The sequence below is a fragment of the Nocardia sp. NPDC058497 genome (assembly GCF_042720195.1).
Taxonomy (GTDB): Bacteria; Actinomycetota; Actinomycetes; order Mycobacteriales; family Mycobacteriaceae; genus Nocardia.
Map to the genome: position 1 here is coordinate 1 of NZ_JBHXMY010000126.1, position 12737 is coordinate 12737.

Annotated in this window: 9 protein-coding genes and 2 tRNA genes; 10 read left to right on the forward strand and 1 reads right to left on the reverse strand. The window is 67.6% G+C overall.

Going from position 1 to position 12737, the window contains the following annotated elements; all coding sequences use genetic code 11:
• Window positions 1-541: 541 nt before the first annotated feature.
• From dnaN to ACFWPJ_RS11665, 10 genes are all read left to right on the forward strand, one after another.
• The gene (gene dnaN, locus ACFWPJ_RS11620) at window positions 542-1717 is read left to right on the forward strand and encodes a DNA polymerase III subunit beta (protein WP_378849862.1); all 1176 of its coding nucleotides are present in this window, start codon (window positions 542-544) and stop codon (window positions 1715-1717) included.
• A 21-nt stretch (window positions 1718-1738) separates the two neighbouring features.
• Window positions 1739-2935, forward strand: coding sequence for a DNA replication/repair protein RecF (recF, locus tag ACFWPJ_RS11625; RefSeq protein WP_378849864.1), 1197 nt, complete (start codon window positions 1739-1741; stop codon window positions 2933-2935).
• A gap of 141 nt (window positions 2936-3076) precedes the next feature.
• A complete protein-coding gene (locus ACFWPJ_RS11630) occupies window positions 3077-3613 on the forward strand; it encodes a DUF721 family protein (protein ID WP_189031768.1) in 537 nt (178 codons plus the stop codon).
• Between the two features lie 373 nt (window positions 3614-3986).
• The gene (gyrB, locus tag ACFWPJ_RS11635; protein WP_378849865.1) at window positions 3987-6020 is read left to right on the forward strand and encodes a DNA topoisomerase (ATP-hydrolyzing) subunit B; all 2034 of its coding nucleotides are present in this window, start codon (window positions 3987-3989) and stop codon (window positions 6018-6020) included.
• Window positions 6021-6079: 59 nt separating this feature from the next.
• The gene (gyrA, locus tag ACFWPJ_RS11640; RefSeq protein ID WP_378849867.1) at window positions 6080-8590 is read left to right on the forward strand and encodes a DNA gyrase subunit A; all 2511 of its coding nucleotides are present in this window, start codon (window positions 6080-6082) and stop codon (window positions 8588-8590) included.
• 39 nt (window positions 8591-8629) lie between these two features.
• Window positions 8630-9652: a DUF3566 domain-containing protein gene (locus ACFWPJ_RS11645; RefSeq protein WP_378849869.1), complete on the forward strand. Its 1023-nt coding sequence runs from the start codon at window positions 8630-8632 to the stop codon at window positions 9650-9652.
• 136 nt (window positions 9653-9788) lie between these two features.
• Window positions 9789-9862 (forward strand) — tRNA-Ile (locus tag ACFWPJ_RS11650).
• Window positions 9863-9891: 29 nt separating this feature from the next.
• Complete coding sequence (locus ACFWPJ_RS11655; protein ID WP_355275356.1) at window positions 9892-9999, forward strand: DLW-39 family protein; 108 nt, start codon at window positions 9892-9894, stop codon at window positions 9997-9999.
• Between the two features lie 34 nt (window positions 10000-10033).
• Window positions 10034-10106, forward strand: a tRNA-Ala gene (locus tag ACFWPJ_RS11660).
• A gap of 5 nt (window positions 10107-10111) precedes the next feature.
• Window positions 10112-11014 (forward strand): acyl-CoA dehydrogenase, encoded by a 903-nt coding sequence (locus ACFWPJ_RS11665; RefSeq protein ID WP_378849871.1) that lies wholly within the window; start codon window positions 10112-10114, stop codon window positions 11012-11014.
• Here ACFWPJ_RS11665 and ACFWPJ_RS11670 read toward each other — a convergent pair.
• On the reverse strand, window positions 11004-12581 hold the full coding sequence (locus ACFWPJ_RS11670; RefSeq protein WP_378849873.1) for a serine hydrolase: 1578 nt from the start codon (window positions 12579-12581) through the stop codon (window positions 11004-11006). The genes ACFWPJ_RS11665 and ACFWPJ_RS11670 overlap by 11 nt on opposite strands.
• Window positions 12582-12737: the final 156 nt, after the last annotated feature.

Consider the following 12737-nt stretch of genomic DNA (forward strand, 5'->3'; position numbering starts at 1 on the left):
TATTACTCGCGGAATCCGTTTGTACTCCTCGAGGAATCCACCTGGTTACCACCACCCTGCCCCCGCGTGTGAACAACAGGGTGAATCAGGTGGAACAACTCGAGGACTACTCGAGGATGGAATTGGGACAACTTCGCGCGTCCACAGGCGCCTCCCATTCATCCTCGAGACACCCCACGGCCATCCCCATGCCGACGTGCGCGCTGACCTGCGGATTCGGTCGAAGTCCACAGATTCCACAGTGCCTACTACTACTTCAGTTCTCTTTCTTGAAGAGATCTCTTCAAAACAAGGTGTGTGGAAAGTCGGTCGGAGGGGCTCGGCTCGGTCGGTGCTCCACTCACAAGCGGCAAGGAGGAGAAGGGGTAGGTCTGCGCGCGCTCGATCGGCGGGGAGGGTCGATGCGGACTTCCCGCGCTGCCCGGGTACCGTTTGGTTGTCGGCTGGTTGTGCGAGACTCAGTGCGCGGCCGACGCAGCACCTCAACTCCGCTGAACACACCCGCACACGGATTCGAAACTCGGAGAGGAAAAATCGGGCGATGGAGCTTGCGAACATGAAGTTTCGGGTCGCCCGAGAGGATTTCGCCGAGTCGGTGGCCTGGGTGGCGCGCAGCCTGCCCTCCCGTCCTCCTGTGCCTGTGCTGGGCGGTGTGCTGCTGGTGGCCGACGAGAACGGCCTGACGGTCTCCGGGTTCGACTACGAGGTCTCCGCGCAGATGCGGGTGGCCGCCGAGGTCGCCGGTCCCGGCCAGGTGCTGGTCTCGGGCCGGCTGCTCGCCGACATCACCAAGGCGCTGTCGAACAAGCCCGTCGATGTCTCTGTCGACGGCACCCGCGTGCTCATCGCCTGCGGTAGCGCCAAGTTCTCCCTGCCCACCATGCCGGTCGAGGACTATCCCCAGCTTCCCGAGGTGCCGCAGCAGACCGGTGAGCTCGGTGTCGACGTGTTCGCCGAGGCGGTCGGCCAGGTCGCCGTCGCCGCGGGCCGCGACGACACGCTCCCCATGCTCACCGGCATCCGCGTCGAGATCGAGGGCAACGACGTGGTGCTCGCCGCCACCGACCGTTTCCGCCTCGCCGTGCGTCACCTGCAGTGGCAGCCCGCCCGCTCCGACATCGAGACCGCGGTGCTCATCCCCGCGCGCACACTGTCCGAAGCCGCCAAGACCCTCGGCGCCACCGACGCGCCCGTGCAGCTCTCGCTGGGCAGCGGTGGCGGGGCCGACGGCCTGCTCGGCATCGTCAACGCGGGCCGCCGCACCACCACCCGCCTGCTCGACGCCGAATTCCCCAAGTTCCGCCAGTTGCTCCCCAAGGAGCACACCTCCATCGCCACGCTGCCCGTCGCCGCGCTGTCCGAGGCGATCAAGCGTGTCGCCCTGGTGGCCGAGCGCGGTGCCCAGGTGCGCCTGGAGTTCTCCACCGACGGCGTGCTGCTGTCCGCGGGTGGGGACGACGCGGGCCGCGCCGAGGAATGGCTGGAAGCCGATTTCCGCGGTGAGCCGCTGACCATCGCGTTCAACCCCGGCTACCTGACCGAAGGCCTGTCGGCGCTGCACACCGACCGGGTCACCTTCGGCTTCACCACGCCAAGCCGTCCCGCCGTCCTGCTGCCAGCCTCCGACGAGGAGCCCAAGGTGCTGGAATCCGGTGCGTTCGCGGCGCTGGAGAGCCAGTACATCTACCTGTTGATGCCGGTCCGGCTGCCCGGCTGAAGCCCGCACGCGTAACCCGGCATGTTCATTCGTGCGCTGTCGGTCCGTGATTTCCGGTCGTGGGAACACGCCGAGCTCGAGCTGTCCCCAGGGCGCACGGTGCTGTTGGGGGCCAACGGCAACGGCAAGACCAACCTGCTCGAGGCGATCGGCTATCTGGCGACGCTCGGCTCGCACCGGGTCTCCGCCGACGCGCCGCTGATCCGGATGGGCGCGACGCAGGCCAGGATCGGCGCGACCGTGGTCAATCTGGGCCGCGAACTGCGTGTCGACGTCGAGCTCAAACAGGGCAGTGCCAATCGTGCCCAGATCAATCGTTCGCCGGTGCGCCGGTCGCGGGAGATCCTCGGAATTCTGCAGACCGTGCTGTTCGCGCCGGAGGATCTGGCGCTGGTGCGCGGCGATCCGGGGGAGCGCAGACGGTTCCTCGACGAGTTGTGCACAGCCCGGCTGCCCAGGCTCGCCGGCGTGCGCGCGGACTACGACAAGGTGCTGCGGCAACGCTCGGCCCTGTTGAAAACCGCTGGGCGCCACGTGCGTTCGCGGGCCGATCTGAGCACGCTCGACGTGTGGGACGGGCATCTGGCCGAGCACGCCTCGGTGCTGCTCGCGCAGCGATTGCGGCTGGTCCACGACCTGTATCCGTATCTGGCACAGGCCTATCGGTCGATCGCGCCCGAATCACGCCCTGCGGCAATCGCTTACCGGTCGGGGTACCTGCCGCCGGAACTGCTCGACCCGGCGAGGGAGCCGGCAGCCGACGATGTGGAGCAGCTGCGCGAGATCGTGTTGCGCGAGTTGTCCACAGCCAGGAACAGGGAGCTGGAGCGCGGGGTGTGCCTGGTCGGCCCGCACCGCGACGACCTCGACCTGCTCCTCGGCAGCGCGCCCGCCAAGGGTTTCGCCAGTCACGGTGAGTCCTGGTCGTTCGCGCTGGCGCTGCGGCTGGCCTCGTTCGAGCTGTTGCGCAGTGCGGGCACCGAGCCGGTGCTGCTGCTCGACGACGTGTTCGCCGAGCTGGATCGGCGTCGGCGTACCGCGCTGGCCGAGGTCGCCGCCGGTGCGGAGCAGGTGCTCATCACCGCCGCGGTGGCCGAGGACGTGCCTGCCGAACTGGCCGCCGAACCGCTGCGGGTGCAAACAACCGGCGAAGCCGACCGGCGTACCTCGCTGATCGTCAGCGAACCGGCCGAACAATCCGAAGATATGCACAGATAGCGATAGTTATCAACAGCGGCCTGTGGAAAACCGGCAACATGCTGGACATATGCCGGATCGGTCTCGACGCCGACTGTCGGCGCCCCGGCGTAGACTCTCCTCCGCACTCGGCCAGTATCGACACCGGAAGGCGGAACCGAGGTGACCGAAGAGCCGGAACCGGAGCTGCGCGGGATCGACCTCGCCCGGCGCGCACTGGAGGAAGCCAGGGCCGCGGCCAAGGCCAGCGGTAAGTCGGTCGGCCAGGGCCGGGCGTCACCGGTGCGCAAGCTGCGCGCGGGCGGACGCAGGCGCACCGGCTGGTCCGGTGCGGGCCCCGATCCCCGCGATCCCCAGCTGTTGTCGGCCCTGACCGGCTCGATCGCGAAGAGTCGTGGCTGGTCAGGAAAGGTGGCCGAGGGCATGGTGTTCGGTCGCTGGGCCAGCGTGGTCGGTGAGGACATCGCCTCGCACGCCACCCCGGTGACGCTGGAGGGCGGTGTGCTCAAGATCGCCGCCGAGTCGACCGCGTGGGCGACCCAGTTGCGCATGCTGCAGGGGCAGATCCTGGCCAAGATCAATGCCGCGGTCGGCCAGGGCGTTGTCACTCAGCTGCGGATCACCGGCCCCGCCGCGCCGAGCTGGCGCAAGGGTGAACGGCACGTCAAGGGACGCGGTCCGCGCGATACCTACGGGTAGCCGGGCGGTGACCAGGGCGAGTTGCCTTGCGGCGGCGCCGCTCTCGGGCTCCGGAGTTTTGTACATGTGGACAAAACCTGTGGATAACTCCGGCTGGACGCGAAAGCCCTCGACCGCGTTTCACGTGGAACCGCCGAACGCAAGTCTCACGCCAGTTCTGGCGGGCGGAAATCTCCGGAAGGCGGACGCTTGTCGCGGTAGGCCGATTTCTCGCATTCACGGCGGCGTCAGGGGTGTCGTAGGTGCACTGTAAGTTGGGCTTACCAGTAGGATGGTGACGTAACCAGCGGCGAACCCTCGACGCGTGCTGTGCAGTCCGCGTGCTGCCCGATCGCTGCGACAGGGATCAGCAAGTAAGGAGAGCTACCGACAAGTGGCTGCCAACGACTCCAACGCATCGGGCAACAAGCAGGGCTACGGTGCCTCCTCCATCACGGTCCTCGAGGGCCTGGAAGCGGTGCGCAAGCGCCCTGGCATGTACATCGGTTCCACCGGTGAACGCGGTCTGCACCACCTCATCTGGGAGGTTGTGGACAACTCGGTCGACGAGGCGATGGCCGGCTACGCCAGCAAGGTCGAGGTGACTCTGCTCGCCGACGGTGGCGTCGAGGTCGTCGACGACGGTCGTGGCATTCCGGTCGAGATGCACGCCCAGGGCGTGCCGACCGTCGAGGTCGTCATGACCCAGCTGCATGCCGGTGGCAAGTTCGACTCCGACTCCTACGCGGTGTCCGGCGGTCTGCACGGCGTCGGTATCTCAGTGGTGAACGCCCTGTCGACCAAGGTCGACGTGGAGATCAACCGCGACGGCTACCACTGGAGCCAGACCTACAAGGACGCGCGCCCCGGCAAGCTGGCGCAGGGTGCGGCGACCTCGGCGACCGGCACCACGGTGCGGTTCTGGGCCGACCCGGACATCTTCGAGACCACGAACTACAACTTCGAGACGGTCTCGCGCCGCCTGCAGGAGATGGCCTTCCTGAACAAGGGCCTCACCATCAAGCTCACCGACGAGCGGGTCGCCGAAGGCGACGTCATCGACGAGGTGGTCAGCGAGACCGCCGAGGCGCCGAAGCACGTCGAGGAAGGCGCCGAGGCGCCGGTCGAGCACAAGGTCAAGACCCGCACCTACCACTACCCGGGCGGCCTGGTGGACTTCGTCCGCCACATCAACCGCACCAAGTCGGCCATCCACAACTCGGTCGTCGGCTTCACCGGCAAGGGCACCGGCCACGAGCTCGAGGTCGCGATGCAGTGGAACTCGGGCTACTCCGAGTCGGTCCACACCTTCGCCAACACGATCAACACCCATGAGGGCGGCACCCACGAAGAGGGCTTCCGCGCGGCGCTGACCACGGTGGTCAACAAGTACGCCAAGGAGAAGAAGCTCCTCAAGGAGAAGGACGGCAACCTCACCGGTGACGACATCCGCGAGGGCCTGGCCGCCATCGTGAGCGTCAAGGTCGGCGAGCCGCAGTTCGAGGGCCAGACCAAGACCAAGCTGGGCAACACCGAGGTCAAGTCGTTCGTGCAGCGCGCCTGCAACGAGCACCTGCAGCACTGGTTCGAGGCCAACCCGGCCGACGCGAAGACCATCGTGCAGAAGGCGGTGTCCTCGGCGCAGGCCCGCATGGCCGCCCGTAAGGCGCGTGAGCTGGTGCGCCGCAAGTCGGCCACCGATCTGGGCGGGCTGCCGGGCAAGCTGGCCGACTGCCGCTCCAAGGATCCGGGCAAGTGCGAGATCTACATCGTCGAGGGTGACTCCGCCGGTGGTTCGGCCAAGTCCGGCCGCGACTCGATGTACCAGGCGATCCTGCCGCTGCGCGGCAAGATCATCAACGTCGAGAAGGCCCGCATCGACCGCGTCCTCAAGAACAACGAGGTCCAGTCGATCATCACCGCTTTCGGCACCGGCATCCACGACGAGTTCGACATCGCGAAGCTGCGCTACCACAAGATCGTCCTGATGGCCGACGCCGACGTCGACGGCCAGCACATCGCGACGCTGCTGCTCACGTTGCTGTTCCGGTTCATGCGCCCGCTGGTCGAGCACGGTCACGTGTACCTCGCCCAGCCGCCGCTGTACAAGCTCAAGTGGATGCGCAGTGAGCCCGAGTTCGCCTACTCCGACCGCGAGCGCGACGCGCTGATCGAGGCCGGCCTGGCCGCGGGCAAGAAGATCAACAAGGACGACGGCGTCCAGCGCTACAAGGGCCTGGGCGAGATGAACGCCAAGGAGCTGTGGGAAACCACCATGGATCCCTCGGTGCGGGTGCTTCGTCAGGTGACGCTCGACGACGCGGCCGCGGCCGACGAGCTGTTCTCCGTGCTCATGGGCGAAGACGTGGAGGCACGTCGCAGCTTCATCACCCGCAATGCCAAGGACGTCCGCTTCCTCGACGTGTAACCGGTGCAGCGCCGTAAGCGCGCGCCCGTGAAGCATGTCAGGCCCTCGAAGGAGATTTGATGACTGAGACCACGCTGCCGCCCTCCGGTGGTGCGGGCGACCGGATCGAACCGGTCGACATCCAGAACGAGATGCAGAGCAGCTACATCGATTACGCGATGAGCGTGATCGTGGGCCGCGCGCTGCCCGATGTGCGCGACGGCCTCAAGCCGGTGCACCGGCGCGTGCTCTACGCGATGTACGACAACGGTTACCGGCCCGACCGCGGCTACGTGAAGTCGGCCCGTCCGGTCGCCGAGACCATGGGTAACTACCACCCGCACGGCGACGCGTCGATCTACGACACCCTCGTGCGCATGGCCCAGCCCTGGTCGCTGCGCTACCCGCTGGTCGACGGCCAGGGCAACTTCGGTTCCCGCGGCAACGACGGCGCGGCCGCCATGCGATACACCGAGTGCCGCCTGACGCCGCTCGCGATGGAGATGCTGCGCGACATCGACAGCGAGACCGTCGATTTCGTCCCGAACTACGACGGTCGCTCGCAGGAGCCGACCGTGCTGCCCGCCCGCGTGCCCGCGCTGCTGATGAACGGCAGCAACGGCATCGCGGTCGGCATGGCGACCAACATCCCGCCGCACAACCTCAACGAGCTGGCCGAGGCCATCTACTGGGCGCTGGAGAACTACGACGCCGACGAGGAAGCCACCCTCGCCGCGTGCATGGAACGGGTCAAGGGCCCGGACTTCCCGACCCACGGCCTGATCGTCGGCAGCCAGGGCATCCAGGACGCCTACACCACCGGCCGCGGTTCGATCCGCATGCGCGGTGTGGTGGAGATCGAGGAGGGCAGCCGCGGCCAGACCCAGATCGTCATCACCGAGCTGCCGTACCAGGTCAACACCGACAACTTCATCAACTCGATCGCCGAGCAGGTCAAGGACGGCAAGATCGCGGGTATCTCCGATATCCACGACGAGTCCTCCGACCGCGTCGGCATGCGCATCGTGGTGACGGTCAAGCGTGACGCGGTCGCCAAGGTCGTGCTGAACAACCTGTACAAGCACACCCAGCTGCAGACCAGCTTCGGCGCGAACATGCTCTCCATCGTCGACGGCGTGCCGCGCACGCTGCGGCTGGATCAGATGATCCGGTACTACGTCGACCACCAGCTGGAAGTCATCGTCCGGCGCACCCGCTACCTGCTGCGCAAGGCCGAGGAGCGGGCCCATATCCTGCGCGGCCTGGTCAAGGCGCTCGACCTGCTCGACGAGGTCATCGCGCTGATCCGCCGCTCGGCCAACACCGACACCGCGCGCACCGGCCTGATGCAGCTGCTCGACATCGACGAGATCCAGTCGACCGCGATCCTGGACATGCAGCTGCGGCGTCTTTCGGCCCTGGAGCGCCAGCGCATCATCGACGATCTGGCCAAGATCGAGCTCGAGATCGCCGACTACAAGGACATTCTGGAGAAGCCGGAGCGTCAGCGCGCGATCGTGCGCGACGAGCTGGCCGAGATCGTCGAGAAGTACGGCGACGACCGCAGGACCAGGATCATCGCCAGCGACGGTGACGTCGCCGACGAGGATCTGATCGCCCGCGAGGACGTGGTCGTCACGATCACCGAGACCGGTTACGCCAAGCGCACCAAGACCGATCTGTACCGGTCGCAGAAGCGTGGCGGCAAGGGTGTGCAGGGCGCGGGCCTCAAGCAGGACGACATCGTCAAGCACTTCTTCGTCTCCTCGACCCACGACTGGCTGCTGTTCTTCACCAACAAGGGCCGGGTCTACCGGGCCAAGGCCTACGAGCTGCCCGAGGCCAACCGGACCGCGCGTGGTCAGCACGTGGCGAACCTGCTCGCGTTCCAGCCGGACGAGAAGATCGCCCAGATCATCCAGCTCAAGACCTACGAGGACGCGCCGTACCTGGTGCTCGCGACCCGCGCGGGCCTGGTGAAGAAGTCCAAGCTCACCGATTTCGACTCCAACCGTTCCGGCGGCATCGTCGCGGTGAACCTGCGCGACGACGACGAGCTGGTCGGCGCGGTGCTGTGCTCCTCCGACGACGACCTGCTGCTGGTCTCGGCGCACGGCCAGTCGATCCGGTTCTCCGCGACCGACGAGGCGCTGCGCCCGATGGGCCGCGCCACCTCCGGTGTGCAGGGCATGCGCTTCAACGCCGACGACGAACTGCTCTCGCTCAACGTGGTTCGCGAGGACACCTATCTGCTGGTGGCGACCGCGGGCGGCTACGCCAAGCGCACCGCGATCGAGGAGTACACCGCACAGGGCCGTGGCGGAAAAGGCGTATTGACAATCCAATACGATCCCAAGCGTGGCAGCCTGGTCGGTGCGCTCATCGTCGACGACGAGGACGAGTTGTACGCGATCACTTCCAGTGGTGGTGTCATCCGCACCGCAGCCAAGCAAGTTCGTAAAGCTGGACGCCAGACCAAGGGCGTGCGATTGATGAACCTCGCGGATGGCGATACCTTGCTAGCGATCGCGCGCAACGCCGACGAGCCCGATCCCGATCAGCTCACCGGCGACGCGGCTTCGGAGCAATAACCCAATCAGCGGCGGCAACGAACGGATCTGAGGATTCCATTGACCACACCGAATCAGTCGAACGACGATCGGAACCAGACCAACGGCGTCACCGAGCGGATTGCCTCGTCTCCGATCCAGCCGCGGCCGATCCCTCGCCAGGGCGGTCCGGCCGAGGGCGCGGCGCCGGAATCCGGTGCCGCCGGGGGCGAATCGTTCGACCAGTCGACCGTGCGGATGGGTACCGAACCCACGCCGCCCGCTGGTAACGGGAAGGGCAAATCGTCGCCCTACCAGGACGGGTGGGCGCAGCTGCCGCAGCGCGAGCCGCAGTCGAACCTGTACCGGCCGGGCGAGTCGCCGAGCCAGGGGCGTCCGTCGACCGGGGCGCCGGCGCCGGCGCCGGCGGGTGGGCTGAAGGGCAGCGGCTCGTCCAACGCTCGCACCACGGCCGACCTGGCGGCCAAGGCGGCCCGCAAGGAAGCGGCGATGGTGAAGTCCGTCGGCATCGACGGCCCGACCCGCAGCATCGCCCGCCCGGAACTGGTCAAGGACATGCCCGACCTGTCCGAGGTGCGGCACCCGACGCCGGACGCGCCGCCCGCTCCGCCCGGATTGCCGATGGCGCATATCCCGCCGCAGCCGGGTCCGAGTGCCAGGGTCGCCGCCGCCGCGTCGGTCTCGCCCGCGGTGCCGGTGGCCATCGCCGCCGCCGCGTCGGGTGAGCCGCTACGCGCGACGGTGCAGATCCGCCGGATCGATCCGTGGTCGACGTTGAAGATCACCCTGGTGATCAGCGTGGCGCTGTTCTTCGTGTGGATGCTGGCCGTCGGCCTGCTCTACATCGTGCTCGCCGGCATGGGCGTGTGGGACAACCTGGACAGCTCGCTGGGCGAGATGTTCAACCAGGAGGGCGGCTCGACGAACCTGATCGACGCGGGCACGGTGTTCGGCTACGCCGGCGTCATCGGCTTGATCAACGTGGTGCTGTTCACCGCGCTGGCGACGGTCGGTGTGTTCATCTACAACCAGTGCTGCGATCTGGTCGGTGGCATCCAGGTGACCCTGGCCGATCCGGACTAGAAACCGGTCCTGCCGCGCCGGCCGGTCAGCCCTGCAAAAGGGGTCTGACCGGCCGTTTTGGCTATCGGCGGTCGGGTAGGGTAACCTCGTTCCTCGTTGCGGTTCACTGCTCCGGCAGGGGGCCGAAAACGAGTACGGGCCTATAGCTCAGGCGGTTAGAGCGCTTCGCTGATAACGAAGAGGTCGGAGGTTCAAGTCCTCCTAGGCCCACTCCCGTACATCACAGTAGGGTGGGAATCATGAAGATTGTCCTCACGGTCGGTGTCGTGATCGCGGTTCTCATCGGTATCACCAAATTCCGCAAGCGCGATGACGCAGATCTCTGGCACGAGGTCACCACCCGCTGATTCGGGTTGCCAACTGGTTTCACCAAGCCAGCAAGGGGCCTTAGCTCAATTGGCAGAGCACTGCCTTTGCAAGGCAGGGGTTAGGGGTTCGATTCCCCTAGGCTCCACTTCTGTGAATTCCTCGGTTTTCGATTTTCTGCTCACCGCAGCTCCCGTCGAGTCGACCTCGACCGATATCGCCGCGATCGCGGCACAGCATCGCGCCCGCAGCGCCGCCTTCGCGAATTCGATCGATCGCGCGGCCGTCGCCGGATTCGACAGTGCCGGAACAGGTACGGCCTTTCTCGGCGGCTATCAGGAAGCGCTGCACGCGCTGATTCCCACGCTCGGCCCCGAGGGGCTGACCTCCATGTGCGCGACCGAGGCGAACGGCGCCAAGCCGTCGGCCATGACCACCACCGTGACCGCCGACGGTGTCGTCACCGGCACCAAATCCTTCGCCACGCTCGGCGAGTTCGCCACCAGCTTCCTGGTGATCGCCCGTGCGGGCGAGCAGGCCGACGGTCGTGCCGAGTTGCGGGCGGTGCTCGTGCAGGCCGGACCGGGCACCGTGGTGACGCCACTGCCCGCGCTGCCGTTCGCCCCGGAGATCCCGCACGCCACCGTGACTTTCGACGCCGCGCCCGGCGAGCTGCTGCCCGGTGACGGGTACGCCGACTACCTCAAGCCGTTCCGCACCGTCGAAGATCTGCATGTGGTCGCCGCTGTGCTCGGACAGCTCGTCCGGGTTGCCCGGCAAGCGCCATGGCCCGCCGAGGCCGTAGAACAGCTGCTGGCCCTGTTTGCGGCCGTGCGTGGCGTGAGTACCGATGATCCGGGTTCGGTTGGCGTGCACATCGCGCTGGGTGGGGTCTTCGAGCGGCTGACGCGACTGCGTGCCGACCTCGCGCCGCTGTGGGAGCTGGTCGATCCGGAGACCAGGAGCCGGTGGGAGCGCGACGAGCCGCTGCTCGGGGTGGCGGGCAAGGTCAGGGCGCTGCGGCTCGCCGCGGCGTGGCGCGCGGTCACCGGGTGAATTTCCCGAGGCCGTTCTCGTCGAAGTAGTCGAGGGTGAGTGTCCCGTTGTCGAAGATCGCCGAGGAGACGCTGCCGGGCGGTGCGTTCTCGCCGCTCGGTTCGAAGGCGAAGGTGTCGCCGTCCCAGTGCCGCAGCGGGTATCGCCGCTGGGCCGGGCCGAGGGTGAGGACAAGGGCGCCGTCGTCCTCGGCGATCGTCGCCGGGCCCCAGTACTCGTTGGCGTAGGTGCCCGCGTAGCTCGGTAGCGGCTTGGCCGCGGCCGGATTCGGCGGCACGGACTTGCCGGACAGGTCGCCCACCGGATCGTTGATGGGAGAGATCGCGGCCTGGTAGAGGCCGCGCCAGTCCTCGCGGATCTCGCCGAATTGCACGAGATCGCCGAACTCGGCGGTCAGCGCCTCCGGCACGCCGATCGGCGCGGCGTTGGTCAGGGCGACGATCGCGACGTCGGCGGACGGGATCGCGAGGAAGTTCGTCGCGGCGCCGAGCGCGAACGCGCCGGAATGGCTGTAGGCCGTGCGGCCCGCCGACGATGTCGACGAGTTGAAGCCGAACCCGTAGAAGCCCGCCCGTGCTTCCGGCGAGGACGCGGGGGAGGAGATCACCTGCGGGGTGATCGCGGGCAGCAGCGCGTCCGGCGGGGCGATGGTCGTGCCGTTCGACGCGCCGTTGCCGAGCACCATCGCCAGCCAGCGGGCCATGTCGTTCACCGAGGAGCTGACACCGCCCGCGGGGGACTGGGGATCGGGGTTGCGGACCTCCCCGGCGACCCAGTCGCCGTCGACGTTCACGTGGCCGACGGCGCGGTTCGGGCGCGACTGGAAGTCGACGAAGCGGGAACTGGTGGCGGACATGCCGAGCGGGGTGTACAGGGTGTCGGCGCTGAGCCGGTCCCACGCGGTGCCCGCCGCGGCGGCGACGGCCTCGGCGCCCGCGGTGAGACCGAAGTTGGTGTAGTGGTAGGTGATCCGGAACGGGTCGAGGGGCTCGAGGCGGAGTTTGTCGAGGATCGCGGCCTGGTCGTAGCCGAGGTCCTCCAGCCGGTCGCCCGCGTGGTCGGGCAGGCCGCTGCGGTGCGCGAACAGGTCGCCGATGGTGAGCTGGGCGGTGGTCGCCGGGTCGGCGAGCGCGAACGACGGCAACTTCGACACCACGGGCGTTTCCCACTCGACCGTGCCCTTGCCGACCTGGTGGGCGACGACGGTGGCCGACACCGATTTCGACACCGAGGCCAGCTGGAAGACGGTGTCGGCGTCGACCTTGTCCTGCCCGCCTGCCTCGCGGACACCGAAGCCCCTGGCATAGACGGTCTTTCCACCGTGCACGACGGCCACGGCCATGCCGGGGATGCGGGTGCTGTCCATCAGCGTGGTGGCCAGCTCGTCGAGTTTCGCGACCGCCTTGTCGACCGCGTCGTCGGGAAGCGGGACCGCGGCGACCTGGTTCGGTGGCAGCTGCTCGGTGGGGGTCGCGACGGTGTGCTCGTCGCCGGCCTCTCCGCTACAGCCGACCATGACAGCCATCGAAACGACCAGCGCTGCGATCGCACCCTTGGCAGGCACCATGGGGCGACGATAGACCTGGTTGCGGTGCGATCGCGGGAACGTGGCTGGACTGTGACGGTCTGCCTACCGGGTGTACTCACCGGTAGCTCGAGCTGCACCTTGCCGGAAAATGGGGAGCGGGGCGCGGGGGCGGGGGGGGGGTTTGCGCGGCGCCGC

Bases quoted from the DNA above. Each gene is read 5' to 3' on its own strand.
- dnaN (WP_378849862.1), top strand. From the start codon at position 542: ATGGAGCTTGCGAACATGAAGTTTCGGGTCGCCCGAGAGGATTTCGCC.
- recF (WP_378849864.1), top strand. From the start codon at position 1,739: ATGTTCATTCGTGCGCTGTCGGTCCGTGATTTCCGGTCGTGGGAACAC.
- gyrA (WP_378849867.1), top strand. From the start codon at position 6,080: ATGACTGAGACCACGCTGCCGCCCTCCGGTGGTGCGGGCGACCGGATC.
- ACFWPJ_RS11655 (WP_355275356.1), top strand. From the start codon at position 9,892: ATGAAGATTGTCCTCACGGTCGGTGTCGTGATCGCGGTTCTCATCGGT.
- ACFWPJ_RS11670 (WP_378849873.1), bottom strand. From the start codon at position 12,581: ATGGTGCCTGCCAAGGGTGCGATCGCAGCGCTGGTCGTTTCGATGGCT.